The sequence below is a fragment of the Wolbachia endosymbiont (group A) of Melieria omissa genome (assembly GCF_964031125.1).
Lineage (GTDB): Bacteria > Pseudomonadota > Alphaproteobacteria > Rickettsiales > Anaplasmataceae > Wolbachia > Wolbachia pipientis.
The window spans coordinates 1,259,081-1,284,563 of record NZ_OZ035007.1; the positions used below are offsets into that span (position 1 = coordinate 1,259,081).

Annotated in this window: 19 protein-coding genes, 2 tRNA genes and 5 pseudogenes; 6 read left to right on the forward strand and 20 right to left on the reverse strand. The window is 34.7% G+C overall.

Features of this window, described 5'->3' with window-relative positions:
• Nucleotides 1-97: 97 nt before the first annotated feature.
• From ACQH2Q_RS05860 to ACQH2Q_RS05875, 4 genes and pseudogenes are all read right to left on the reverse strand, one after another.
• Nucleotides 98-2,914, reverse strand: coding sequence for a hypothetical protein (locus tag ACQH2Q_RS05860; RefSeq protein WP_264339728.1), 2,817 nt, complete (start codon nucleotides 2,912-2,914; stop codon nucleotides 98-100).
• Nucleotides 2,895-5,249 carry a type VI secretion protein gene (locus ACQH2Q_RS05865; protein ID WP_141456684.1) on the reverse strand — a complete coding sequence of 785 codons (2,355 nt, stop codon included), beginning with the start codon at nucleotides 5,247-5,249 and terminating at the stop codon, nucleotides 2,895-2,897. The genes ACQH2Q_RS05860 and ACQH2Q_RS05865 overlap by 20 nt, the downstream gene beginning before the upstream one ends.
• A gap of 44 nt (nucleotides 5,250-5,293) precedes the next feature.
• Complete coding sequence (locus ACQH2Q_RS05870; RefSeq protein WP_022626145.1) at nucleotides 5,294-5,668, reverse strand: hypothetical protein; 375 nt, start codon at nucleotides 5,666-5,668, stop codon at nucleotides 5,294-5,296.
• 94 nt (nucleotides 5,669-5,762) lie between these two features.
• A pseudogene (locus tag ACQH2Q_RS05875) lies at nucleotides 5,763-6,488 on the reverse strand (hypothetical protein); the annotation flags it as partial.
• Between the two features lie 92 nt (nucleotides 6,489-6,580).
• On the opposite strand from ACQH2Q_RS05875, the gene ACQH2Q_RS05880 reads away from it, so the two are divergent.
• Entirely contained in the window at nucleotides 6,581-7,906 is a 1,326-nt protein-coding gene (locus ACQH2Q_RS05880; protein ID WP_264339118.1) for an IS4 family transposase, read from the forward strand.
• On the opposite strand, the gene ACQH2Q_RS05885 is transcribed toward ACQH2Q_RS05880, so the two are convergent.
• The 4 genes from ACQH2Q_RS05885 to ACQH2Q_RS05900 form a co-directional block, all read right to left on the reverse strand.
• Nucleotides 7,893-8,198: a hypothetical protein gene (locus ACQH2Q_RS05885; protein WP_425383454.1), complete on the reverse strand. Its 306-nt coding sequence runs from the start codon at nucleotides 8,196-8,198 to the stop codon at nucleotides 7,893-7,895. The two genes, ACQH2Q_RS05880 and ACQH2Q_RS05885, sit on opposite strands and share 14 nt — an antisense overlap.
• 11 nt (nucleotides 8,199-8,209) lie before the next feature.
• A complete protein-coding gene (locus ACQH2Q_RS05890) occupies nucleotides 8,210-8,602 on the reverse strand; it encodes a hypothetical protein (RefSeq protein WP_259348561.1) in 393 nt (130 codons plus the stop codon).
• Nucleotides 8,603-8,725: 123 nt separating this feature from the next.
• Nucleotides 8,726-9,754, reverse strand: coding sequence for an NAD(P)H-dependent flavin oxidoreductase (locus ACQH2Q_RS05895; RefSeq protein WP_264339563.1), 1,029 nt, complete (start codon nucleotides 9,752-9,754; stop codon nucleotides 8,726-8,728).
• Nucleotides 9,755-9,759: 5 nt separating this feature from the next.
• Nucleotides 9,760-10,281: a cytochrome b gene (locus ACQH2Q_RS05900; RefSeq protein ID WP_010082022.1), complete on the reverse strand. Its 522-nt coding sequence runs from the start codon at nucleotides 10,279-10,281 to the stop codon at nucleotides 9,760-9,762.
• 837 nt (nucleotides 10,282-11,118) lie between these two features.
• Here ACQH2Q_RS05900 and ACQH2Q_RS05905 point away from each other — a divergent pair.
• The 3 genes and pseudogenes from ACQH2Q_RS05905 (at nucleotide 11,119) to ACQH2Q_RS05915 (ending at nucleotide 13,580) form a co-directional block, all read left to right on the forward strand.
• Nucleotides 11,119-12,315, forward strand: a complete 1,197-nt coding sequence (locus ACQH2Q_RS05905; RefSeq protein WP_174515946.1) for a phosphoglycerate kinase — start codon at nucleotides 11,119-11,121, stop codon at nucleotides 12,313-12,315.
• Nucleotides 12,316-12,364: 49 nt separating this feature from the next.
• Nucleotides 12,365-13,159 (forward strand): annotated as a pseudogene (locus ACQH2Q_RS05910) (EndoU domain-containing protein).
• Between the two features lie 97 nt (nucleotides 13,160-13,256).
• The gene (locus ACQH2Q_RS05915; RefSeq protein ID WP_425383455.1) at nucleotides 13,257-13,580 is read left to right on the forward strand and encodes a diacylglycerol kinase; all 324 of its coding nucleotides are present in this window, start codon (nucleotides 13,257-13,259) and stop codon (nucleotides 13,578-13,580) included.
• Here the strand turns inward: ACQH2Q_RS05915 and ACQH2Q_RS05920 are convergent.
• From ACQH2Q_RS05920 to ACQH2Q_RS05950, 7 genes and pseudogenes are all read right to left on the reverse strand, one after another.
• Nucleotides 13,493-14,352 (reverse strand): IS630 family transposase gene (locus ACQH2Q_RS05920; RefSeq protein WP_264705388.1). Its coding sequence is split into 2 segments (ribosomal slippage): nucleotides 13,493-14,028 and nucleotides 14,028-14,352, totalling 861 coding nucleotides; the frame shifts between segments, so codons are not numbered across the junction. The genes ACQH2Q_RS05915 and ACQH2Q_RS05920 overlap by 88 nt on opposite strands.
• 63 nt (nucleotides 14,353-14,415) lie before the next feature.
• Nucleotides 14,416-15,086: pseudogene (locus ACQH2Q_RS05925) on the reverse strand (IS630 family transposase); the annotation flags it as partial.
• 113 nt (nucleotides 15,087-15,199) lie between these two features.
• Entirely contained in the window at nucleotides 15,200-16,144 is a 945-nt protein-coding gene (locus ACQH2Q_RS05930) for an RluA family pseudouridine synthase (protein ID WP_182309806.1), read from the reverse strand.
• Nucleotides 16,135-17,832, reverse strand: a complete 1,698-nt coding sequence (locus tag ACQH2Q_RS05935; protein ID WP_265024123.1) for a hypothetical protein — start codon at nucleotides 17,830-17,832, stop codon at nucleotides 16,135-16,137. The genes ACQH2Q_RS05930 and ACQH2Q_RS05935 overlap by 10 nt, the downstream gene beginning before the upstream one ends.
• A 61-nt stretch (nucleotides 17,833-17,893) precedes the next feature.
• Entirely contained in the window at nucleotides 17,894-19,573 is a 1,680-nt protein-coding gene (locus tag ACQH2Q_RS05940; protein WP_338482150.1) for a ComEC/Rec2 family competence protein, read from the reverse strand.
• A 53-nt stretch (nucleotides 19,574-19,626) separates the two neighbouring features.
• Nucleotides 19,627-20,567: pseudogene (locus tag ACQH2Q_RS05945) on the reverse strand (IS5 family transposase).
• Between the two features lie 85 nt (nucleotides 20,568-20,652).
• Nucleotides 20,653-21,129 (reverse strand): annotated as a pseudogene (locus tag ACQH2Q_RS05950) (ComEC/Rec2 family competence protein); the annotation flags it as partial.
• A 62-nt stretch (nucleotides 21,130-21,191) separates the two neighbouring features.
• Between ACQH2Q_RS05950 and ACQH2Q_RS05955 the strand changes: the two are divergent.
• A tRNA-Met gene (locus ACQH2Q_RS05955) sits at nucleotides 21,192-21,268 on the forward strand.
• A gap of 3 nt (nucleotides 21,269-21,271) precedes the next feature.
• On the opposite strand, the gene pdxH is transcribed toward ACQH2Q_RS05955, so the two are convergent.
• Nucleotides 21,272-21,865: a pyridoxamine 5'-phosphate oxidase gene (gene pdxH, locus ACQH2Q_RS05960; RefSeq protein ID WP_022626142.1), complete on the reverse strand. Its 594-nt coding sequence runs from the start codon at nucleotides 21,863-21,865 to the stop codon at nucleotides 21,272-21,274.
• A 16-nt stretch (nucleotides 21,866-21,881) separates the two neighbouring features.
• Entirely contained in the window at nucleotides 21,882-22,697 is an 816-nt protein-coding gene (mutM, locus tag ACQH2Q_RS05965; protein ID WP_015589411.1) for a bifunctional DNA-formamidopyrimidine glycosylase/DNA-(apurinic or apyrimidinic site) lyase, read from the reverse strand.
• Between the two features lie 247 nt (nucleotides 22,698-22,944).
• Here mutM and ACQH2Q_RS05970 point away from each other — a divergent pair.
• A tRNA-Thr gene (locus ACQH2Q_RS05970) sits at nucleotides 22,945-23,017 on the forward strand.
• Between the two features lie 53 nt (nucleotides 23,018-23,070).
• On the opposite strand, the gene ACQH2Q_RS05975 is transcribed toward ACQH2Q_RS05970, so the two are convergent.
• The 3 genes from ACQH2Q_RS05975 to ACQH2Q_RS05985 all read right to left on the reverse strand — a co-directional run bounded on the left by ACQH2Q_RS05975 (nucleotide 23,071) and on the right by ACQH2Q_RS05985 (nucleotide 25,387).
• Nucleotides 23,071-24,597, reverse strand: a complete 1,527-nt coding sequence (locus tag ACQH2Q_RS05975) for an acyl-CoA carboxylase subunit beta (RefSeq protein WP_264339556.1) — start codon at nucleotides 24,595-24,597, stop codon at nucleotides 23,071-23,073.
• 107 nt (nucleotides 24,598-24,704) lie between these two features.
• Complete coding sequence (locus tag ACQH2Q_RS05980; protein WP_231115838.1) at nucleotides 24,705-25,007, reverse strand: hypothetical protein; 303 nt, start codon at nucleotides 25,005-25,007, stop codon at nucleotides 24,705-24,707.
• A gap of 164 nt (nucleotides 25,008-25,171) precedes the next feature.
• Nucleotides 25,172-25,387, reverse strand: a complete 216-nt coding sequence (locus ACQH2Q_RS05985; protein WP_255407368.1) for a hypothetical protein — start codon at nucleotides 25,385-25,387, stop codon at nucleotides 25,172-25,174.
• Nucleotides 25,388-25,483 lie beyond the last annotated feature (96 nt).

Below are 25,483 nucleotides of genomic sequence, written 5' to 3' on the forward strand. Positions count from 1 at the left end.
TACCTTTTTGTTAAGATACAGCAATTACACCATTTACTACATGCTTTACTTTAATTAATTATTAAAACAAGAGCATCATTTCCAGAGCTATATCTTTTTACCTTGATAATTCTTTTTTGACTTCCTCTTTAATTATCCCACTTATATTCACGTTAAGATCCCCTACCCAAAAATCAGTCATAGTTTCAAGATCGTATAGATCCTCTATTACTTTTTTAATAGCAGCATTTATTTCTTCTTCGTCAAATTCCTTTATAATAGGTCTAATCTTCACATACCCTGGAGAGCCTTTACCATAAATTCCTTTGCTTTTATTAATGCAGCCACCTGCACCAGATCTACTGCTTCTCAAACCACTTCCACACTCTACTGTTTCATACTTGATTTCACCATTTTCTATATATGCTATTTGATTGTCTTGTGTAGACTTCAGTTTATCTGCCTTTACAATTTTCTCCTCTAGCTTTAAATCTTGCTTATGAATTACTGTTTCCTCATAACCCTTACCACCGTATGTTCTATACTCACCTCCACCTGCAACAGTAATTAGTTGCTGGCAATGTTGCTTCTGCGAATTGCACATTTCTATGAAAACAGGTCCCCCGTCCTTATCTGAGAGGTTACTTTCCTGGTTACCCCCTCCCTCTGTGACTTGCACCTTAATTATAGGATAATTAGGATCGATTTTCAGTTTAGCTTTAATATAATCTCCTGGCATCCCTACTCTGCTTTCAGTAGAATGGCATTTTTGATTGTCACAGCCACTACCTTGTATATGACCTGCTTCACCACTTCCCCACGCTTCTATTTTAATACGATCAAATTTTATTGATAAGTCATCTGTATAAACATCTTTATTTTTATGATCATAGGATTTTTCATTATTTTTTTCAAGATCTGGTTTCTTATTTTTCAGCTGTTCCTTGATTATCTCTTTTAATTTTTCTTTTAATTTCTTTTTGAGACCTTCTAAATCGAACCTACACAATTTATCAGCGTAAAAGACCTCCGTTCTGTTTGCTTTTATTGGTGCTTCTGGTTGCGTGACAACGCCATTTGTATTTTGTGAAATCTTTGTATAAAAAGGTTGAGTGTTTTTTTTGTCTACATATCGTGTTGAACGGCTGCATGTTCCAGTAAAGCAGATACAACCATCATCACCTTGATTACATTTTTCTCTATGCTCTACATCCGTCAATTTGTACACTACTTTCAGTCCTTTACTAGATTTAAATGTATCGTCTATCTCATCATTTCTTTTTACACAGTAACTGCATTTCCCCTTTTCCTGTTTATTGTTGTCAGGGAAGAAAACATACCCTTGCTTATTGAATATTATTTTATCTAACTCACTCTGATCTCTGTTTAAGAGATCGGCTCTTTTATTTTCCTTGCTTGGAAGATAATAGAACTGATTTGATTCCTTGGAGTAAACAGCATTGTATTTAGTATATCTTGTTCCCATTAATTTTAGTGGTATTATTTTATTTTCTCTTTTAAGAACAAACTCCTCTGGTTCTGGCTGCCATCCAGAAAGACAAAGCATTTTACTGTTAGAATTTCCTTTATACTTTACTTCTATTTCCGGCTGCCCAGAGTTATTAAATTCACATTGAATAGATTTGTCTTTTAACTTTTTCTCAAAATCATTAAAACTATAAAAACTTCCGCCTTTAGAACATTTAATTTGCACATCAGGAACATAGCCATATTCTTTCAGAACTTTAAATTGTTGCGGATTACTTTCTAATATACCTTCTATAATATTATCAATATTACTATCAGTTGTTTTTGCTACTATTGCTGGTTTTACTACTTTTAAAGATAGGGGGCCAATGTTTATAGGATGGTTGAGGTCAGTATTAACATTAAAAGTACAGGAACCATTACTATAGGTTCCATGTGCTTTAGCACAAGTGCTCTCACTCATCTTCATTTCTACTTTCAATGTATTTGCATTTACTATCTCCACTATCTCAGGTTCTGGAGCAGGTGGTGCAGGAAAACAGCGGATGAACTGTGGATTGTTTTCATCTATACTTTGAGTTCCAAGGTATTCAGCGCAGAGCTTATCTTTTTCTCTATAAGTTTTGAAGTAGTACGTGATGCCATCTTTGTCTAAAATAGAGCGCCACTCAGCTTTATTTTCTCCATACCCTTTAGGGAAATCTAATTTTTCTCCAATCTCTCCGTCTCTTCCTTTCAGATTACCAATGATTACCTTAACCTTAGGATTAAAGTAATCATTGTCTTTATCTGTTATAGGAACAATTCTAACTTGTGGAAGCGACATTGCAAGTTGTTCACAAAATGGAGGGGGGCCAGGTGCAAGTGGAACAGGAGCACATTTTACTGCCGTTTGGTAGCAGGTATCACAGACTTTTTCCATCTCCCCAGGACGGAAAATATTCTCACCCGAAAATACTCTAGAACCCCATGAAGAAATTCCTGACATACAAGCCCCTTTTTGACTGCAAGCACATATTTTAGGAGAGTTAGCGAATCTTCTTTTTTCCTCATCAGTAACACCGTCTGCCCATTCCCATTTAAGACCCCGAGCAATTTCTCCTCCAGCTTTTGTTTTATCTCCTTCCCAGTCGATAAAAGCTGCAGCAGAAACTCCAGCTCCTGTACCTTGCGTTCCATATATCTGGCGGCAGGATTCCCCACTTTGTAAGTCATAACAATAACTTTGTCCATCATAAGCACATACTCTAATTTTGGGATTAAAGTAACCATCAACTCCTTGATCTTTTATTGCTTGCACCTTAATTTCCTTTACCCAATCTCCACCAACTATTGCTTCCCACCAAGTATTACTTTCTACAAATGTTGGACAATCAGCATATCCTTGATACGAAAGACCAAGTATCAAAAAAAATATCAATAAGAAATTAAGCCTTACACTTCTCATAAAATACCGGTAACCACTCATTAACTTCTTCTCCTTTTTCCTTTATTGCCTCGTACATATACTTTATCGTCTCTTTGTTAGCTGAAAGTACATGTATTTCTTGCATATTCTTTAAATCTAAATTTAAAGTTACTAATCCTTTATACTGTTTTATCAAAAATAAACCTTCCTGCGTTGGCGTCTGCAGAATTATATTCAGCTCCTCTTTTGATAAAGAAAATGCTTTCATGTATAATCTATTTGCATTGACGTTCGGCATCAAGATTCTTGTATCAACATGTTTATCTAAATATTGAGTAAATTTGCTAGCAAATGCGAGATTTAAATTTTCAGTACTTAGGATTACTACAACATTTAGTTCCGTCATTCTTTGCATCCAGTTATCAAACTCTTTCTCTGTAGGAAAAATATTACTTATCTCCCATGCTTCATCCAAAACAAGTATTGCAGGCGAGCCATCACATTTTGCCTCAAAAGAATATAAAAAATAGTAAAGTATCACGGACATACATTCCTTTTGTTTTGTAAGGTTTGCGGTGTTGAGAGATATAATTTTTGTTTCCCAGTCAATATCTGATTCATTACCATCTTGAAATAAGTAAGCAAAGTCACCATCGTCACACCATCTACTTATCTTACCCCCAAGGAGCAAGAGCACCTCAGAAATTTGTGAAATAGAACGTGATTCCTTGGGTATAGCAAATATAGAATCCACAATTTTTCTTATCTTTTCTTCTACGTCCACCAAGCTCGTATCGGCTACCATTCTTCTGATCAGTTCAACCAACATATTGCGATTGGAAGCACTATCTTCAATGTTTAGTGGATTAAATTTTAGGCTTTTGTCCTTATATTTTGGATCGATTATGTAATATTTACCACTCACTGCTTTAGTAAAAATTATTGATTTTCCGGTGTTATCCAATATGACAATTCTTGGGTTAAACTTTCTTGATTCTGATAATAGAAAATTAATGAGTGAAGTTCTGCCTGAATTTGGAGCTCCGAGTATCGTAGTATGGCCATTATTTCTTTTTCCATGAAAATTAAAGAAGTAAGGATTTCCTTTTTTTGAGAAAAAAATCATTACCGCTTCTTTCCACCTTCTTCCTTTTAATGTACCTGACGTAAAATCGTGCAGCATAGCAAAGCTGCAAGCGTATTTTGTTAAGATATTTTTCGGTTGCGTAATAAAAGCAAAATTGCCTGGAAGTTGTGCCCAAAAATGACTTTCCATATGTAAATCAGTTCTAAACATCATGAAGCCAACTAATGACATTATAGAAGATAAATCACTAATACTTTCAGCTAACTTATTCCTATCATCTGCAAATATTGTAAAAATAATTTTCTGTTGGCAGAAGTCTATACTAGAGGTCTTTTCAAGCTCTATTATTTCTTCAATTCCTGAGCTTTTAAGTAAGGTATTATCCTCACTAATTTGCAGCATGTTGATTTGTTTTTTAAATTCTTTTATTGCTTTGTTATTACTAGTAAATATCATTATTTCTGTAATGATAAATTCAGATTCAAGCTGCAAGCATCTATCTATATTACCTAAAGAGATTTCCCGGTATTCTTTTATGCTGAAAATAGAGCCAAATTTCTGTTGATTTTCAAATATTGTTTGAAACGTATTGAAACCAAAAGCTATTTTAAAATTTCTAATATATTGCGACAGGTCCCTTTCATGTATTGGATAATCTTTGTGCGTTAATGTAACAATATAGTGGAGAAATTCTATCATTTCAGAATATATTTTACCTTCACTAAACCTTAGACTCAGTTTTTTAGCTCCAAAAGGTCCTAAATCATTTTGAATTACGTCAGTTATCTTTTGCAACTCCTGATGGCTTTCTTGTAAAGACAACTTATGCTTATTCTTTATTCTATTGAAAAAAAACGAATTATTAGTATGCTTGCCAAAATCGCTAAACAATATTACAATGTATAGTTCATTTATATACTGTAATTTACTATCAGTTAGTTTATTAAACCACGTTGAATGTAGGTTGTCAGAGAAGTCTTCAGTTTTATTCCATTTCAAGCTCAGTTTATTGCGCTTTCTAACGGTATGAATCCAAACGGTAAAACACAGGCTATTAATATTTTTTGATATGCTTTTTCTAATTTCAGTTCTGAGGTCGCTGTAGTTATCAACAGAAGAATAATCTTCTAACTTGATTATTTTTAACAATTCTCCCTGTTTTGTTAGTATGGTTTCTTCATCGTAATGACAAGCATAAGGAACAAAATCTAAATCAATGCTTTCTAGTAATGCTAAGTTGTTCTTTTTTTTAAGCTTAGAGTTAACTGTTGGTACTTTTAACTGCATATGCGTATTCAATAAAGATAATTAAAAAAGATAAAAATACTATCTTAATTTTTATCTTTTTTTTCGCTATCGGATTGTAATTTTATATCTTTTGCAAAGTTAAATTTTTCTTTTAAGTAGTCTGTTGCCTTTTCTGTACTACCGAACATCAGGACCAGTACACCAAACATTATCATAAAAAAGATTAGACCTCTGAACACTACTGCAAGTATCACTGCAGCTATACACAACCCTATGATTGTTGAAGGACTCATATTTTCTACAGTATCTTTAACTGAAAATGAAGAAATAAAATTTTTTACCGTTTCTTGTATACCCTTTAATTCATCACTCGCCGAACTTGCTTCGCTAGAATATGATGCAAAAATGAAACTTAATAAGGCTATAAAAACCAAAACTTTATTCAATTGAATGCGCATCAACTAAACACCTTTTAAACATTCCTCAAATATAACAACTTTTATATCAATAGGCAAGAACTGAATTCACTTATCCACTACAAGTAACACATATTTAATTTTTACCGCTGTGAACATGCTGTAAGCTCTTATCATCAACAAGAGGACTCACATTAATGGATGTTAATTTACTTGATAGGAAGTTTGAATGCAATTCAGCTACTGCTGCTATAGCAAGCACTGCAACCATAGCAAGTAGTCCTGCTCCTATCAATCCTGATGTCATTGCTCCTGCAACAATGCACCCTATTGTGGAGAGAGCACAACCTGCTACAAATGCAACGTGAAGATTTCTGTTATTGGGTTGTTTTTCAAGTGGAGTATCTTCACCCTTTTTCTTATTCAAAGGAAATTTCTGCACGATTGTAATGGCGTTTTTTCTGTCCCTTTTTTCTTCGGGTTGCATTGAATCTTTTGCCTGGCTGCCTGTCATCTGAGTAGTTTGACTATTTGGATCCATACTTTCTTTTTCTCTGGATCCCAGTGTCACGCACTGGGATGACACCTGTGGTGACTCTTTCTCAACTTGATCTTCAATCTTTTTATTATATTTAGAAGGAGATCTTCGTCCACTTGGCCCTTTGGACCTTGTTTTAGTTAGGTGTGCTAATTTTGTCTCTCCTTCATCCTCTGGTTGTAAGCCATTATCTTCTTCAACAGAGCTCAATGTTGAGTTTAAACTTTCCTCAGATGAAGTGCTTGCTATTGATGTTAAACTGTTTTTTCTACTATTTATTGGTGATATCGAGTTTTTTTCACTCAGTCCAGGTGAGTCTATTCCACCATACGCGTCAAGTTAAGGAAATAAAGGTATGAAAGAGATAGAATAATAAGGTATAAGTTCTCCCAGATATACTTTTAGTGAGAGAACCAATGAATAAAATAACTTGCTTATCAAAAAAGCTCAAAGAATTTTTTAATGAAAAAGCAGAGAAAATCTCAATTACAACAAGGTTTATAAAAAGAAAGAGAAAGCTAAAAGGTTCATCATTCGTAAAAGCCATGGTCTTGGGTAATATAGGAGTTGATAATTGTAGCGTAGAAACAATGTGTCAATTACTAAACGAGGACTCGATAGATATAACAAAACAAGGTTTGGATTTTAGATTTACTGAAGAAGCAGTGGAATTTATGAAAAGGATGTATAATGAATCTGTGATTCTCTTTAAAAATATCTTGCAAGTTGATTGCAAAATCTTACAGCAATTTAATAGTGTTAAATTATTGGACAGTAGCTATATTACTCTACCTAACAGTATGGAAGAGATGTATAAAGGTTATGGTACTAGCTACAGTGGCTATGAAAGCAATACTAAGTCTGGAATAAAGTTACAATTAGTTTTCGACTACATGAATCAGATAATAGACCAACTTAATTTAACGGAGGGGGTAAGATCAGACCAGGGATATAGGAAACATTTAAGTAATATATTAAGCAATGATTTGCTAATATCTGATCTCGGTTATTTTGTGCCAAGTTCTTTTAAACAAATCAATGAAATAGGAGCTTATTTCATAAGTCGTTATAAATCCGATACCAACATATATGATGTAGAAACAAATCAAAAAATGGAGTTATTAGAATGTTTAGAGGATAAGTTATTTTTAGAAAACGAGGTATTGTTAGGAAAAGAAGCAAAAATTAGAGTAAGAATTATATGTCAGAAACTAACTGAAGAACAGTCTATGGCCAGAAGAAGGAAAGCTAATAGATTAGCAAGATCGCAGGGATATACATCCTCTAAAAGAAATCAAAAATTGTTGAACTGGTCAATATTTATAACTAATGTTCCAGAAAATAAAATTAGTGCTGAGCAAGTATTAACGATTTACAGAGTAAGGTGGCAAATTGAGTTATTATTTAAATTGTATAAAAGCCATATCAGGCTTGATAAGCTAAAAGGAAAGCCATGCAGAGTATTATGTGAACTATATGCTAAATTGTGCGCAATTCTTATATTTCACGGCATAGTTGGTTGCACAGAAGTGAAAAAGAATACAGAACTTAGCTTAACAAAGGCATTTATTGAGCTAAAAAGGCGGGTTAGAGAGTTATTTTTAGTATTAACCAAAATTAATAGTTTAAAAGCATTTCTTAAAAAACTCACTATAACTTGGTCGCGATTTTCATTAAAAGACAAACGTAGAAGGGCTAGAGTATCCACTTTAACCTCTCTAAATTTGCTCACAATCTCTTAACTTGACGCGTATGGTCTATTCCACTATCTGAGTCATTGCCACTACTGAGTTTAGAAGTTTGCTTCTCCTCTATTTCTTTCACAACCTTGCTATATTTTTCAAACACTTCCTCTGTAACAGAGGAATTACTAAGTATTTTATTATCACCACTTTTTTTCTCAGCTACATTCAAGGGTGTTTCTTGTGTGTTGTTTTGCTCTTCAATATGTTTTAGCTGCATTTGATCTTCAATATTTTCTTCAACAGCATTTGGTATTGAGCTTACACTGCTGCTCCTGTTAGTAATATCCAAAATTGTTTGTACTATTGCTGCCTTTTTTTTGAGTCTAGTTTTTTTGACTCTGTTATTTCTGCTTTCAACGCTGGAAGAAAGTGTTGGATATAATTATTATAATGTTCTCTTTTTTTCCCCACTGATTTTTCTAACTCAGCTAATGCTTCAGGACTAGTTCCTTGCTTGGATGACTCTAAGTGTTTTGCAATAGCCTGCTCATTTTGTCGTTCTCTCAGTATTTTTTCCAATTCAGCCAATGTTTTAGGACTAGCTCCCTGCTTGAACAACCTTTTGCATTCTTTGGAAGTCTCATCTTGATTTTCTTGATAATTTTCTGCTGTTACCTTTTTGTATATAGTGTTGCTCAATTGTTGGTTAATATCTCCTTCCTTACTCTTAGGTTTTTTAAAGGGACTGTGCATAACATTCCTCCATACATAATAAAATGTATAGATACCTCTTTAGCGTTAATTTTACATTAAAACTGGGCAATTATGCCATATTATAAATAATTGCGGCAACTTGCTTATTGGAAGGTCGCTTAACTATTTGCTTTCTGGGCTTTCTACTTCTACAGATTTGCTATTAATATGATTCTTTGCTTGTTGAACTAACATATCCACTACTTCTTTTACAGGCTTTTCCCTATCAACCATGCCAACACTTTGGCCGGCCATTAAAGATCCTGTTTCAACATCTCCTTCAATCACTGCCCTTCTTAAAGCTCCAGCCCAGAACTTTTCTATTTCAAGCTGCCCATCTTCTTTTGAGATCTGTCCCTTTTGGTATTCATCAATAACTTCTTTTTGACGCTTCATGAAGTCATCGCTTGCTTTGTTGGCTATAGCTCTTACAGGAATTACAGGAAAATCAGCACTTATCTGTACAGAAGGTATTGCATTACGTGCGGCTGATTTAATAAACACTTCCTTAAAATTTTTGTGGGCAATTGACTCATTAGTGCAGACAAATAATGTACCTATTTGACAGCCACTTGCCCCCATTTCCAGGTAATTAACTATCATTTCGCCTCTTCCTATTCCACCTGCAACAAACACTGGTATTTGTTCATTTTTAAAATGAGGCAATATCTCTTGTGCAAGAACAGAAGTGCTGACTGGCCCTATGTGCCCACCTGCTTCCATTCCCTCTATTATTAACGCATCTACTCCCATTTTTACTAACCTTTTCGCAAGGCTTAATGCTGGTGCAAAGCACATAACTTCAATGCCCGCACTCTTGATTTTTTCTATATTAGGCTTCGTTGGCAGTCCACCGGCAAGAACTATGTGGCTCACTTTCGTTTCAATACACACATCTATCAACTCACTCAACTTTGGGTGCATAGTAATTAGGTTTACACCAAATGGCTTGTTAGTTAATTTTTGTGTCTCTATGATTTCTTTTTCCAGTAAGTCTGGGAACATTGCACCACATGCAATCACACCAAAACCACCAGCGTTTGAGATTGCTGAGACCAAGTTTCTCTCTGAAACCCAGCTCATAGCACCACCCATTATAGCAAACTCACTGCCAAGAAAATCTGTTCCTTTTTTCCAGAGGCTACTTAACATATAACCTATATCATACGTTTAAAAATGTTTTGTTTATCTATAAATGTGTGTTTTAAGGCGCCAAGTATATGTAAGATTATAAAGAGTACCATAAAATATGCAAGCATCGAATGTAGCTCATTAGCCGTGTTAGCTAGGTCTTTGTTTTGATTAATCAACAAAGGGATATGAAAAAAATATTTGATCTGTTTGCCAGAAGCAGAAGACATGACATAGCCAGATAGTGGCATTAGCACCATCAAAGAATATAAACCAAAGTGTACTGCTTTACTTATATTGATTACAAACCGAGAAAAATTTGCTGGAAGTGGTGGAACATAAGTAAAGACGCGAAAAAATATGCGTACTATGATTAATCCAAGAATAGTGATACCGCAAGCCTTATGAATAGCGTATATGTTGAACTTAATTTCATTGCTAAGTGGCAGGCTTTTCATATAAAGTCCAGAACAAAGCATACCGATAATAAAAACAGCCATCAACCAATGGATAACCCTTAAACCTAGGCTATATTTATCGTCTTCCATTTTGATTACCCTAAAGTAGCATTTATATAATAGAAAAACTATTTTTCAATCAAAATTATTAAAGCAATTTAGATTTACCGACAATGTAGCTATACAAATTCGACCCAGCCGAGAGTCAAGTAGCAGGCACTGGCATCTAAGTCATAGAAACGGATCAAATGCAAAACTTACTTGACACCCTTCGCCAGCCCCCTTACCATGAAACTGAAGCTATTTATTTATCTTCTCTGTACAGATTAAATGACAAAAAAACTCAACGTATCTGGCGTCTCATGTTTAATTTTTTGCACTATGTGCACTCTATGTCTTTATCAAATTTCTAGGTTTTTACCTATACAAGCTGAAATACGCTTATAAAGCATTTAAAACATCAAAAAACGCCAACTTAAAAAATGGATAGTGAATAATTAGCTACCCTAGGGTTTCTTTTGCCTTTTTTTCTGTTTAGTAAATTTCTTAAACATTTATGACTAAAGGTTAGTTGCATTAAAAAGCAGCTAAATCGCGGTTATTAAGCGTTTAGAATAAAAAAACGCCATACTTGAAAGTATAATGTAAGTAATTAGCCAACCACGGGGCTTCTTTTGCCTTTTTTTCTGTTTAGTAAATTTCTTAAATATTTATGGCTAAACGACAATCGTCATCCCTGTAAAGGTCAAGTATCCCGCTACGTGTTAGCGGCTAAGAGATACCCGGCGGTATGACGGTTCTTGATGGCATGACGATAAGGTTCCAGTGTCAAGCGTTTGGCATGCAAATTTCCTTAAACGTTCGTAAGCTTAAAACTTTACTTTAGATCAAACTGCTGTATAGTGACTTTATAGCTTCAATTTTGTAATGAATATACCTAGTATAGAAAATTGTGATCTTCACAATAAAACCGTCTTACTCAGAGTTGACTTCAATGTTCCTATAAAAGATGGAGAAATTCGTGACGTCACTCGTATTTTGAGAGCATTGCCTACTATTCAGTATTTAGTGAATGCGAGTGCAAAGATTATTATTATATCACATTTCGGACGCCCAAAGGCCAGAGACAATAATCTGTCGCTAAAAAATGTAATTGACACTTTATCGCAGTTACTAAATAAAAAAGTGAAATTTATTGACGATTGCGTTGGTGAAAAAGTACAAAGAGCAGTAAGTGTTATGGATGCAGGAGATATAATATTACTAGAGAATCTAAGATTTTATGAAGGGGAAAAGGAGAATGATGCAAACTTTGCCAGACAATTAGCATCTCTAGTGGATATATATGTAAATGATGCATTTTCTTGCTCTCACAGAGCTCACGCTTCTATTTCACGCATTACAGAATTTTTACCTTCCTATGCAGGATTTTGCTTGCAAGATGAGCTAAAGTATCTTGAAAAAGCTGTATCGTTTAAAGCTAAACCTATTACTGCGATAGTTGGGGGAGCTAAAATATCAACTAAAATAAAAGTGCTTATGAAGCTAACAGAAAAGGTTAATTACCTAGTTCTAGGTGGTGCAATAGCCAATAATTTTTTGTCATTTAGCAAAGTAAATATAGGGAAATCTTTCTTTCAAAATGGTGTTGACGACCTTCTACATAATATTGTTGAAACAGCAAATAAAAACAATTGCAAAATAGTTGTGCCAGAAGACGTTCTGGTTGCAGTAAACTCTGATTACAGCACTAGTATTTCAAGAAGAACTGAGTCCATTTTGGACGGTGATATAATTTTGGATATCGGACCACAAACTTTGAGTACAATAAGCAGTATAATAGCAAGCAGTAAGACTCTGCTGTGGAATGGACCTATTGGTGTTTTTGAACATTCAGCTTTTGCAAGCGGTACAATAGGGGTAATGAAAATCGTAAGTGACTTAACGCACAAAGGAAAGTTAACCAGCATAATAGGGGGAGGCGATAGTCTATCTGCAATAAGCGCTGCAGGCCTTACCGATAAGGATTTTACATATGTTTCCACTGGTGGAGGAGCATTTTTAGATTGGTTAAGTGGCGATGAAATGCCGGGAGTTGCTGCTCTGCAAAAACGATTAGATTAAAACTTTTTTAAATTATTTCTTATAGGCTAGCTTTTTTGTGAACGTGATTATGTCGAAGACAGTTAAACTAATTTTGTGTTTAATAATACCAATAATAGGATTTATTTTTTATATTAAGGATCATTATTTTCACACCGGCTATGTAGAAGAAAATGTTGAAGTCAATTTTGAACCATTTTTCAGTTCACAACCAGCCACCGTTTCAGAATTAACTGACTTCGATAGAGGAGTGTTGAAAGTTTGTGGAGATTGGGGAGCACATCCAGATAAAGAAGATTTCAAAATTTTACTTAGTTGTCCGCAGCATCAAGAAGTAGTGAAAGGAATATATAAGTGATTACGCCAGATGCGGATTTGGAGTTACTTAAAGATGAACTGGCTAACATTTGGTTTACAAATAGTGGAAGTGAAAAAGAAACTATAGGGTTTGGACATATTTTTTGTGGTGAGCCAAACGATAAACTAGGTGGTATGCATTTTGTAGGTAGATATGTTGAAGCTCAAGAAGATAAATGGGCAGGTGCAATTTGGAATGATAAGTCCCTATGCAATAAATCAGATATTAAGCCGCCAGTTTATACATTTGGAATGAAATATTTAGGTAAGGATGGGGAAGTGAAAGTTAAATGCCCAAATGGATACGCATATAACCTTCATGCCGATAATTTCTGCAACTAAGGCGTTTAAGGAATTAGGAAAAGATGGAATGTGTCTATGTGAAATGGAAGATGACGATTATCAATCAGTGTTTGTAAGAAAGAATGATGCTATACTCACGTTCTATCCTGACTTAACACCAAAATGTGATGATAAGAGTACTTATTGTAGTTGCGGTAAATCTTAATTTCAAAACCAATAGGGTGAACAAATGATAAAAATGCTATAGGGTGTAGCAAATCCAAATAAGTTAAAATTTTGATTAAAGGGTTTTGTGAATAATAATGAAGAAGGGCATTATTCGTCTAATAAAAGCAATTCAATACTCTTGTGAAGGAATAAAATCAGCTTTTATATCAGAAATTGCGTTCAGACAGGAGTTACTGCTTTTTATAGTATGTGTCTCAATTTTGTTTGTTTTGGATGTAAGTAATCTAGAACGTGCAGTAATGATAAGCAGTCTATTCCTGGTGTTAATTGTGGAAATTGTTATAGCATTTCTCATAATAGTCCGAACAGGTCATAGGAAGGCAGAATCAACAGCACGACGAAAGGATTCGAATAGAGGAATGTTTTTCCTGGCTCTGTTTTTTATAGCAAACCAATGATGCTCAATTTTGTTGAAATCTGGAGAATAAGGCGGCAGATACAAAATTTCTGCACCAACCCCTTTAGCAAGCTCGATAATCTTATCAGACTTATGAAAAGTAGCATTGTCAAGAATGACAGTCTGTCCAGGTTCCAAGATCGGTGTCAAAAATTGCTCAAACCATCCATTAAAAACATCCATATTACAGTGGCCTTCAAAGGTTAACGGAACAACTATCTTTCTTCCACTTAAGGCTGCAACCATACTGATTCGTTGAGTTTTCTTTCCAGATTTTAAGGCATAAAACCGCTGTCCTTTCTGGCAATATCCGTAGGGGTAGTCTTCGGTGTTATCAATGCCAGACTCATCTATATACACTAAGTTTTTAGGTTCTTTTGTCGCTATAATTTTCAAAAATTCAGCACGTTTTTCTTCGTTTCTTTCCTTGTATCCATATGTCTTTTTTTGCGCGTAAATCCAATTTTTTTAAGGGCTCGATAGATCGTTTGGATACTAACGTTGTTCCAAAGTTTAGCCATTTCCGATAGAGTCTTTCCTCCGTGTTCTCTGGCAAATTTGGCAAAGGTATCCCAGTCGGTAATTTTGTGATTGTAACCCCCATTTCCAAGTTTTTTTGATTGAAAGTCTCCTGTTTCTTTTCTTCTTTGCTGCCACTCCCATAAAGTAGTTCTTCCAATCTTAAATCTTGCTGCCACTGTTTCTCTGCTTTCTCCTTCGTCTAGCGCTTCCATTGCTTTTTTTCTTAAATCATAACTATATGCTGCTGGCATTCAACCTCCTTATCATCATCTACCCTTATCCTATCACATCCGGACTTTTATGGAAAGAGCTATAGCATTGTCAAGAATGACAGTCTGTCCAGGTTCCAAGATCGGTGTCAAAAATTGCTCAAACCATCCATTAAAAACATCCATATTACAGTGGCCTTCAAAGGTTAACGGAACAACTATCTTTCTTCCACTTAAGGCTGCAACCATACTGATTCGTTGAGTTTTCTTTCCAGATTTTAAGGCATAAAACCGCTGTCCTTTCTGGCAATATCCGTAGGGGTAGTCTTCGGTGTTATCAATGCCAGACTCATCTATATACACTAAGTTTTTAGGTTCTTTTGTCGCTATAATTTTCAAAAATTCAGCACGTTTTTCTTCGTTTCTTTCCTTGTATCCATATGTCTTTTTTTGCGCGTAAATCCAATTTTTTTAAGGGCTCGATAGATCGTTTGGATACTAACGTTGTTCCAAAGTTTAGCCATTTCCGATAGAGTCTTTCCTCCGTGTTCTCTGGCAAATTTGGCAAAGGTATCCCAGTCGGTAATTTTGTGATTGTAACCCCCATTTCCAAGTTTTTTTGATTGAAAGTCTCCTGTTTCTTTTCTTCTTTGCTGCCACTCCCATAAAGTAGTTCTTCCAATCTTAAATCTTGCTGCCACTGTTTCTCTGCTTTCTCCTTCGTCTAGCGCTTCCATTGCTTTTTTTCTTAAATCATAACTATATGCTGCTGGCATTCAACCTCCTTATCATCATCTACCCTTATCCTATCACATCCGGACTTTTATGGAAAGAGCTATAACTTCCTGATAACATGGATGATAATATTGACAGGTTAATACGAATGTTATTAAGATATGTTGTCAAACTCACCAATTAAAGTTTTTATATCTTGCGGTAAATCAGAGACAAATTCCATGTATCCCTTACTTTTGGGGTGATATAAGCCCAGTGTATAAGCATGTAGTGCTTGTCTATTGAAATTACGAATAAAACTAGAGTTTTTAGCATATTTTGTGCTTTTACTACTATTTTTCCCATAAACTTGATCACCAACTATAGAATGTCCTATGTGGCTCATGTGGACTCGAATTTGGTGCGTTCTACCTGTTTCTAAAGTGCATTTAACGAGGCTTGCTTGTCCTATAACTTTCTCTACTGAGTAATGAGTGATTGCTAATTTGCCCGTTGTTTTTGTAACACACATCATTTCTTTATTACCACGCTTTGGAGCAATGTTAGTTTCTATAGTTCCCTGCTGGGAAGATAATGTTCCCCAAACTACTGCTAAGTATTCCCGCTTTATTTTGCGATTCGATAACAATTCAGACAAAAAACTATGGGCTGCTTCATTTTTTGCAATTACCATTAGCCCACTAGTATCTTTATCGAGTCTATGAACAATTCCTGGTCTTACATTAAGGTGAGCGATAACTGCGTTCAAAAGCGTATCATTGTTTGTCCCAGCACCTGGGTGCACTGTTAATCCACTTTGTTTACTCAGAACTATAATGTCTTCATCTTCATAGACGATATTAAGTTTTATGTCATAATTAGGCTCAATTGATGTGGATATGTCAGGTTGAACGAGATGCACCACATACTCTTCATCTGGTTTTACTATGTAGTCATTATTAATTATCGGTGTGCCAAGTAATTTCACCTGCTCATTTTGTATCAATCTTTGCGCTTTGCTGCGTGATATGTTGCATTTTTCAGCTATATAGGTGTCTAACCTTAATTTCTCTTTATCATTATTAACACTTAAGGTTATTATTGAGTGATCTATAGTGATTTACCCCGCGCCATTTCCCATGCTGCTTGAACATTTGGGTCTGTAAACATTGTTGCACTAGACTCAATTTGCAGATCACCTTGTTTTTTAATATGGCAAATTGTTTGAGAGCCATCTTTCCAGTGGATTGTAACTTTATTATCAAAATCTCGTAATGTTGCCTCAACCTTTTTTTCTTTATTATCTTTTTCTTCCAGCTTAATAGATTCTAATAAATAATATAGAAAGTCACTTGGTTTGCCGTTGATTTTTTCTTTCCATTCATCTGTTTTTTCTTGTTCAGATTTTTTTTGCTCTAACTTTTCCTTCTTTTGCTGCAGCTTATTTTGTTCTGCTTCCAGCTCTAACTTTCTAACTGTGTCACGTAGTTCTTTGACTTTATTTTCTAATACTAATAATTTATTAGTATTATTTCCATTGTTAGCTTCTAAATCAGGCGTACTTGGTTGAGCTTGCTTCTTTTTTATTTCTTCTAATTCATTCCTTACTACGTTTAATTGCTCCTTCAATTCCGTTTTTTCCTCTTCTGTATCCTCTTTTAACTTTTTTAGCATGCTAAGGAACTCGTTATTATTAGACTGCGTAGTTGATTGAAGCCAGCCTACAAAGCGGCTTGGTTCAAATCGTTCAATTTTATCTTCAGCAATTTTAATAGCATTCTCTAACCTAGAAAAAGTACCTTCAATATCTAGTGAATGTGCTTTTTTTGTCAATTCTTTAGTGTTGTTTAAAACTTCTGAAATTTCTGCATGTAGCCAATCTAAATCTTTTTTGATGTCTTCTCTGATTTTTTTTAGGTGATCAAGCGTTTCTTTAATGTTAATATTTGCAGGCTTTAAAAGACTATTATCAAGTAAATCGCAAGCTTTTTTAAGGTTACTGTCAAATGAGTTGCAAAGCGGACTAAGTAGTTTTTTCATTAGAGATATTAGTTCATTTTCCCTTTTACCAAGCTTATTTTCTACTACTGATACAACCATGCCCTTTCCAGACCAGTATGGAAATAGAAGACCTAAAGAACTGTGTTTTCTAATAGTATGATTTTCATGATCCACGCTATTACTTATTAGATTGCTAAGTGTTGATATGATGCATAAAAGAATAGCGACTAATAAAGCTATTAATATTATTGGAGCATTAATGGATTGTGATATTGCTGAAACTACTATAATAGTACCAAATACATATGATCCAGTAAACAAGAGAATCCTATTTCTATTTTCTGCTTCTATATCTTCTAGTATTTCTCTCTGCGTCTTAGAATTTGGTAAAACTATTGAAAGCTTTTTCCTCTTACGATCTAAATTTGTTACAATTTCAATTTTTTTAGCTTCTTGAGCAATCTGGCTGTACTGTTCATCAACTTGATAGTTTCCTATTTTTTTATCTATTTCATTCTCTTTTATTTTTTGTGTATTTATAAAGTTTATAACAGCAGTAAATAAGAGAACTATAAGAGGAATAAAGGCAAGAGGTGCTGGCGTGAACGCAAACCCAGCAATACTTACTGTAACAGGCTGAATAGAAAAGGCAGCAAATGCTATAAGAGTAGCAATGGTACTTGCTATCGATATAGTACCAGAATACTTTCTTATAGAGCTCAAAATTCTACTGGGCTGGTCAGAAAGTTTTCTAAATCCTAAAAAATCAAAATAGTCTTTGAAAGGATCTTTAGTGTCTGTAACCATAACATTTTTCTAGTTTAAACTTATTTAGGTATACATTAACCAAACCTTAAAATCAAGTTTCTTAATTTTTCAACATGTGCCAAGGCCTATTGGAGCGCACTGTATTAATCTTTACGTAACGATTTGTTAACCAAACAGAATGTGTGCCATACGTTTCTAGATCAGCATGTTTAATAATTTTAGCGTTGCAAGCTGAATAGTCGAATTCACTTAATTGAATTATCAGATCAACACTATTACAGTTTCTCAAGATATCTTCTTTTTTATAAGCAAGCAGTACTGATTTATTATTTCCTTTATTATATATACAGCCATACTTTAGTCTTTTATCTGGATTGCTATATTTTGTATGATTCAAAATTTGGTTCTGTCCGTTTTGCTTTGCCCACGTTTTGATAACAAAATTTCTGCTTTTTCTAGTGAGAGAATATAGTAAGTTATCACTCTCCTTTGCAGCAACATTATCAGCATTTATTAGGATGTCGGGGGTTTTATATGCAGCGCTAAAGCAAATACCTAGTACAATAAAAAAAAATCCCAAAAAACGCCAATTTCTTTCCCACAAGCACAGCCACAATAACCCAAATGTTATTATAATAATTGATGAGGCAGGAAAAGTACGAATGGGAATAACCAAATACTGAAGACTAGCGATAGCGTTTGTTATATACAAAATGCTGTCAATTGGGCGCTCTATAAATGGCGCTATAATCCATTCAATACCTAAAGGAATCAATAAGACATAAATTATTCCAAGTGGAATAATAATTAATGTAACTATTGGTATAGCAACTAAATTTGTGATAATGCCACTAATTGAAAAATAATTAAAATTATATATCGTATACGGAACAGTTGCTAAACTTGCTATTACTGAGCTGATCATTATCGACACAAAATATTTCATTATTTTTATTTTGAATAATTTATTAGCATTAATTTGATAACTGGCAACCAGTGCCAAAACAGCAGAAAATGACATCTGAAAGCCTGGCTTTAAAATTGCTTCAGGTTCTATGATAAGTATCACTGCAGCAGCAAACGCAATTGCTATTAACCCTCGATATTTTCTCTCTATCATTATTGCAACGAGTACTAAAATCACCATGATGTAGGCACGCTGAGCAGAAATTTGCATACCGGTAATCAACAAATAAAACGTGGTTGGCAAGATAGTAAGGAATGCAGATATTTTCTTGGTGTTATACTTAAGAGTCAAAGTTTCAGATATTGCGAATAAATTACGAAACACTACAAAAAACAGACCAGCAACGAATGATAAATGCAAACCAGATATGGCAAACAAATGTGCTATACCTGAATCTCGTATCGCGTCCATAGTTTTTTGATCTATGCCATCTTTTTTACCGATCAGTAATGCAGAGATTATATCCGCATGTGGTTTCTTGATATTTTGCTGCAGGTTTTCATAAATGTATTGACGGAAAGATTCTATATATTCTTGAAATTTCCTTGCTTCAGCCTTTTTGTGCAGGACTATTTTGCTTGTTGCAAAGCCTGTTGCACTTATTTTCTGGTAATATGCTATTCTTGCAAAATCGTATGCATACTCCGAGGGCGCAATCTTTAGAGGGAAGAGTTTTGCTGATAATTTTACTTGATCGCCTATTTTAATGCCTTTTTCCACTTTGGTTCTAACTGATATTCTGATGTTATCTAGAGCTCTATCCGGTGTCATTCCAGCGCGTGACGCTGGAATCCATATCTTTTTTTTCTGGATCCCAGTAGGCTTTGTTGCATCGCTCTTCGGATAGTAGGTAACGCACAATAAATTTATGAAGCTATCTCAAATTTAGCCATACCAATATCAGTGAACTTATTGAGCAAATAGCATTTAACAAGTAGTTCCTTCTCTCTATTTGTCTCAGATTTATTCCTAAAACTAAACCCGAATGTTTGTTTCAGTCGCGAGAAAAAACTTTCTATATAAGATCTTTTTCCGTAGTTTGTTTGCCTTTTCCACCTCTTCATTCCATCTTCGCTGCATGATTTTATTAGTCTAATTGCAGCATTTCTCTCAGCCATATAGTCTAACTTTGGATGCTCTGCTGCGTTGTTTTTCGGAGGAATTTTCGTTTTTATACCATATTGATTACACAGCTTATAGAGCTTTTCTCTGTCATATGCCCTATCTGCATATAGTACTTTTATGACATACTGAAAATCGACTTCTTTTAGCAAATCACAAGCTCCATAGTGATCAGCCGTTACTGTATTTTACAGCTATGGCTTTTTTGCTGTTTGTATTCAACATTACATGCAATTTTCTTGTCTGCTCATAGCTGCGATACTTTCTATCTTCGCTATTTTCTTTGCTATGACCAGGAGTGTTGTTGTATATACTAATTCCTGTACTGTCTATAGCAATTTCGATATCTTCCATATTATTTTCTGCAATCATTGATCTTAATATTGAGTTTCTTAAACCTTCTTGATGATTGTGAATAGCTGATAACTTGCAAATTTTTCCCAATTTGCTCAAGGTATCCTGCTATAAACCCAACTGTTTGCCTCAGGCCTATTCTAAATAAACAAGTTATTATGTGCACCAAAATTACAACTTTATCGCTATAAATATTGTTGCCACCTGGTATTTTTGGACCATTCTCGTACCACTTTTCTATGGCTTCGTTGATATAATGAAAAATATTTCCTCTTTTTTCTAGAAATTTGTTATATTCGCTATGGTTACTGACCCTCATTTTTTGTGGCATATTTTTTCTTTCAAGGTTAAATGGCTATTTTATAATGAATTTTGTCAGTAACCACCAGATTTTTTCAGTTGCTATGCAACAAAGCCATCCCAGTATCAAGTACTGGGATGACAAAAGGGGGCGCTGGGATGACAGGAGAGGATTTTGAGATAGTAGGGGATTTTTCAACAGAAAGCAGAAATTGTTTATATGAGCCCCTGTCGTTAATATCCTTCACTGTGGCAACGATATCTTTTACATATCTCTCTTTATCAAGAATTTGAGTATCAACTAAAGCTGTTCTTAATTTACTAGCTGTAAATCCTATGAGCACTGCAATTAAAGCGATACACAATATCGCGTACCTTTTATACAATATTGCAATCAAAATTAGTGTGGGTAAAAGCAAAAGAAAAATAGATATGCAGCTTGGTTCAAAACTTAGGGAAAAATAGATTAGAATTCCTACACACTGAAAAACAGGAAACCACAGTATCAAGTTATATTGTTCATTGCGCAGATTGTTACGTATATAACTAACTATTATGTCAAGAAAAGTTAATAAGTGTGTCGATATTTGCATGTGGTGAAATTTTATTTTTCTTTTTTCATTATTTGTATATATAATAACTAAATAAGCAACGACGCGGGATGGAGCAGCTCGGTAGCTCGTCAGGCTCATAACCTGAAGGTCGTAGGTTCAAATCCTACTCCCGCAACCATTTTTAAGGATATAGTTGTTCCACTTTCCAATCGCTTCCCTCAACAAGAGTGTATCTAAATCTAATATGCTTCCTATATTCACCTTCTTGCCAAAATTCAATTACTTTTGGGATTACGCAAAATCCCACCCAAAAATCAGGACGAGAAACTTGTGTATTATGAAATTCTTTTTCCTTCAATTTTATAGCTTGCTCAAAATCTTGCCAATCTTTCAGAATGCTCGATTGTTTTGAGCACCATGCGCTAATTTGACTACCCAGCGCTCGAGAAGAGAAGTATTTGTCAGTTCTTTCATCGTTTAGAAGTTTAACCTCTCCTTCAATTCGCACTTGCCTAGCAAATTCTATCCAATGAAACACTAACGCAGCTTTGGGGTTCTCAGTCAATTCTTTCCCTTTTTTACTGTTTACGTTAGTGAAAAACACAAAACCTTCTTTGCTATATTCCTTTAGTAATACCACTCTTGCAGATGGAATACAGTCTTTGCTACAAGTTGCTAGCGTCATTGCAGTTGGTTGTTCACACGGAGAATTAAGTACTGCTTTGTACCACTTTGAAAACAAATCAAATGGATCTTTTTCAAGTGAAAATATCATATCAAAAAATAAAATCTTAATTCTGGCACGCGTTGCAAAAATAAGTGCTACGGCCATTTTGTCGTATAAGTGTTATGATATTATTGCAAATCTTGCAAGGTTTTTGAACTTTACCATATACGTAAAAGTTATTTTGAAAGTATCCAGCAGATCCAGATGGCTGTGCATAATCTTTCAGTGTTGAACCGCCTGCAGCAATTGCATCACTCAGAGTATTTTTTATTTCAGCAGCAAGTTTTTCGCACTCTCTATAGGTCAAGTTTTTTGCTGACCTGAGTGGTGATATACAGGCTCTAAACAAGCTCTCAGAAGCATATATATTGCCTACGCCAACTATTGATTTATTGTCCATTAACGCTGATTTGATATTCACTTTTTTGTTTTTCAGCAACTCCTGTAAATAGTCTCCACTGAATTCATCCGTGAGGGGCTCTATTCCAAAATCGCTAAAAAAATCCGTTTCTTGTTCTTTATTTAAAACGATAACTAATCCAAATCTTCTTGGGTCATTAAAAATTATTGAAGTATTGTCAGAAAATAAAAATACCACGTGATCATGCTTATTCCGCATTTGATCGTGGTCAGCATATATAAGCTTTCCGCTCATGCCAAGATGTATGATTACAGCCACACTACCATCTGTATTCCAGATGGTATACTTACCTCTACGCTTGATGTTGCGTATGACTTTGCCCTTTAGCATATCATCAATATTTTTTGTTATTGGGGCACGTAAATTCCAATTATTCACTATAACATTACTGATTTGCTTGTTTTTAATTTTATCAAGCAAAAAATTAGAGATTACTTCCACTTCCGGTAGTTCTGGCATGATACCTCCTTCAAAACTTAAGTTTCTGATGGTAATTTTGTCGTTCTCAAATACATTCGAGTATTCTGCGGTGCTTTCTCCTAAAAATTCCTCACCACAAACGAGTTTTGAAAGGGTTCTCTGTCTACTCTGTTGCTGCTTTTTTCTTTTCAAAATATTTTGCTTTAAAGCTTTCGCTAATCTTTTTTTCTCCTCTTCTTTTTCCTTATTCTTTTTTGTGTTATTCATTATCATAATATATAAACTTGCCGTTGTAGCTCAGGTGGTAGAGTACGTCATTGGTAATGACGAGGTCCCAAGTTCGAGTCTTGGTAACGGCACACTGATTATACTTATAATATTGCATAACTTGTAAGCAAGGCTTAGAAGAAAGTTACAGAGGTAAGTTGTCATGCTTTTTCCATATCCTTTCTACCTTCTTGTTTTTGAGTAGCTCTAATGCTTTACAAAAGTGATACCTTGTTTTACTTGGCACTATAATGTCATCAATGTATCCATATGATGCAGCAAAAAATGGGTTAGCAAATTTTTCTTTATATTCTTTAATTAACGTTTGCTGATCTTTTTCGTGTCGAAATATAATCTCAACTGCACTTTCAGGGCCCATCACAGCTATTTCAGCAGTTGGCCAGGCATAATTTATATCACCTTTTAGATGTTTCGAATTCATAACAATGTATGCACCACCATACGCTTTTCTAGTGATAAGGCTAATTTTCGGCACGGTCGCTTCAGCGTAAGCGTAAAGCAGTTTCGCTCCGTGTTGTATTATATTATTGTATTCTTGATTTGTACCCGGCAAAAATCCTGGAACATCAATAAGTGTGATGATCGGAATGTTAAATGCGTCACAAAACCTTACAAACCTCGCAGCTTTTCTTGAAGAATCAATATCCAAACATCCTGCAAGGTGCATAGGTTGATTTGCAACAATACCGACAGTATTTCCTCCAATTCTACCAAAACCAGTTATGATATTACGAGCAAAATCGGGTTTCAGTTCAAAGAAATTCCTTTCATCACAAACTTTTTCAATGAGTTCATACATATCATAAGGAGTATTAGGATTGGTAGGAATTAGAGTGTTTAAGGATTCATCAATGTCGTCAACATCATTACAGATTGGTGCAGATTTTGGTGATTCTTGATTATTTGCTGGTAAGAAAGTAAAGAATTTACGCATTTTTAGCAGCATTTCAACATCATTATTGAATGCAAAATCCGCTACTCCTGTTTTGCTTGTATGAATTTTTGCTCCACCGAGGTCTTCGAAACTTACATCTTCGTAGGTAACCTTTTTTACTACATCTGGCCCGGTTATAAACATATATGAACTGTTTTTCACCATGAAAGTAAAGTCAGTTAATGCTGGGGAATAAACTGCACCTCCTGCACATGGGCCCATAATTAAAGAAATTTGTGGTATAACACCTGATGCATTTACGTTTCTTTGAAAAATTTCTCCATAACCAGCAAGGGAATTTACTCCTTCCTGAATTCTGGCTCCACCAGAGTCATTTAGTCCGATAATTGGAACCCTGGCATTAATTGCCATATCCATAATTTTGCATATTTTTTTTGCATGTGACGCACCAAGTGATCCACCAAAGACAGTAAAATCCTGAGAATAAACAAAAACTTTTCTGCCATAAATAGTACCATGACCAATCACTACCCCATCACCTAAAAAATTAGCATTTTGCATGCCAAAATCATTTGCATGATGTTTTACGAATTTATCGTATTCTGCAAAAGAACTTTCATCGAGCAATATACTGAGCCTTTCTCTAGCAGTTAATTTCCCTTTTTCATGTTGTTTGGTAATCCTGTCAGAACCGCCTCCTTTTTCAGCTTCTAGTGCTTTGGTTTTTAGATTTTCTAGTATTTTAAAGTCTTGCATACAATAAAGTAGTTTTCAAATTAGTTGTAGACTTTATTAAGTTTACAAACCCTACTAACTATACACATACACTATTGCTATATGCAACAATGTATGTATGATAATTGTTAATGCTCTGGTGATTCATGGTCACTACTTTGAAAATGTTGCGATGTGTCAACACTTTTCATATTAGAAAGAGGTGGACTAACTGCACTGCTTTTCGTTTGTGCAAAACTTTTAGCAGCTTCAACAACCTTGCTTATACGAGGTTCTTTTTCTAGCTCTTTTAGGTACTTTGAGAAGATTTCACAACTTTTGTCATCCATATGTACCATTATTTTACCAAAACTTTCAGCTTTTTCAGAAGATAAAATCATTTCGATCTTTTCATCGCCTACCCTAAAGGTCATTTTTACTTTGCCTTGCATATCATGATATTGCCAGCTTTTTATTCAGATTAGATTATCTCCTTCTCCTATTCGCAATGCACCATATTCTAAGTCCTTAAATTCCGGGGAGTTCATAAATTTTGCAGGAGTGATCACACTTTTTTCTGGACACTGTACATAATAAAATTTATTATCTCTTTCTACTACAATTTCTTTTTTTTGTCATTTTCAATACTATCACTTACAATTTGTTTTAGACGTGACAAATATTCGCCGCGTTCTTTCAGTATATCTTCTGGCAATAATCTCCGAACTTCTTGGCTCACATCAGTGCCTGTTGAAACTAGATTAAACATTTCTAACATAAGAGGCCGTAGTTTTTCTTTTCCAGTCTCAGTAACATTTTTATCTTGCTCCATGAGGTGGTATAAGATCAGTATCGAATAATCTATTATTGATGACTTTTTTCTCCTTGGAATACATCAACACTAAACATGACCTTGTGCTTTTTTGCA

Coding starts and splice junctions, on each gene's coding strand:
- ACQH2Q_RS05860 (WP_264339728.1), bottom strand. CDS start 2,914: ATGAGAAGTGTAAGGCTTAATTTCTTATTGATATTTTTTTTGATACTT.
- ACQH2Q_RS05865 (WP_141456684.1), bottom strand. CDS start 5,249: ATGCAGTTAAAAGTACCAACAGTTAACTCTAAGCTTAAAAAAAAGAAC.
- ACQH2Q_RS05870 (WP_022626145.1), bottom strand. CDS start 5,668: ATGCGCATTCAATTGAATAAAGTTTTGGTTTTTATAGCCTTATTAAGT.
- ACQH2Q_RS05880 (WP_264339118.1), top strand. CDS start 6,581: ATGAATAAAATAACTTGCTTATCAAAAAAGCTCAAAGAATTTTTTAAT.
- ACQH2Q_RS05890 (WP_259348561.1), bottom strand. CDS start 8,602: ATGCACAGTCCCTTTAAAAAACCTAAGAGTAAGGAAGGAGATATTAAC.
- ACQH2Q_RS05895 (WP_264339563.1), bottom strand. CDS start 9,754: ATGTTAAGTAGCCTCTGGAAAAAAGGAACAGATTTTCTTGGCAGTGAG.
- ACQH2Q_RS05900 (WP_010082022.1), bottom strand. CDS start 10,281: ATGGAAGACGATAAATATAGCCTAGGTTTAAGGGTTATCCATTGGTTG.
- ACQH2Q_RS05905 (WP_174515946.1), top strand. CDS start 11,119: ATGAATATACCTAGTATAGAAAATTGTGATCTTCACAATAAAACCGTC.
- ACQH2Q_RS05915 (WP_425383455.1), top strand. CDS start 13,257: ATGAAGAAGGGCATTATTCGTCTAATAAAAGCAATTCAATACTCTTGT.
- ACQH2Q_RS05935 (WP_265024123.1), bottom strand. CDS start 17,832: ATGGTTACAGACACTAAAGATCCTTTCAAAGACTATTTTGATTTTTTA.
- pdxH (WP_022626142.1), bottom strand. CDS start 21,865: ATGATATTTTCACTTGAAAAAGATCCATTTGATTTGTTTTCAAAGTGG.
- mutM (WP_015589411.1), bottom strand. CDS start 22,697: ATGCCAGAACTACCGGAAGTGGAAGTAATCTCTAATTTTTTGCTTGAT.
- ACQH2Q_RS05975 (WP_264339556.1), bottom strand. CDS start 24,597: ATGCAAGACTTTAAAATACTAGAAAATCTAAAAACCAAAGCACTAGAA.
- ACQH2Q_RS05980 (WP_231115838.1), bottom strand. CDS start 25,007: ATGCAAGGCAAAGTAAAAATGACCTTTAGGGTAGGCGATGAAAAGATC.
- ACQH2Q_RS05985 (WP_255407368.1), bottom strand. CDS start 25,387: ATGGAGCAAGATAAAAATGTTACTGAGACTGGAAAAGAAAAACTACGG.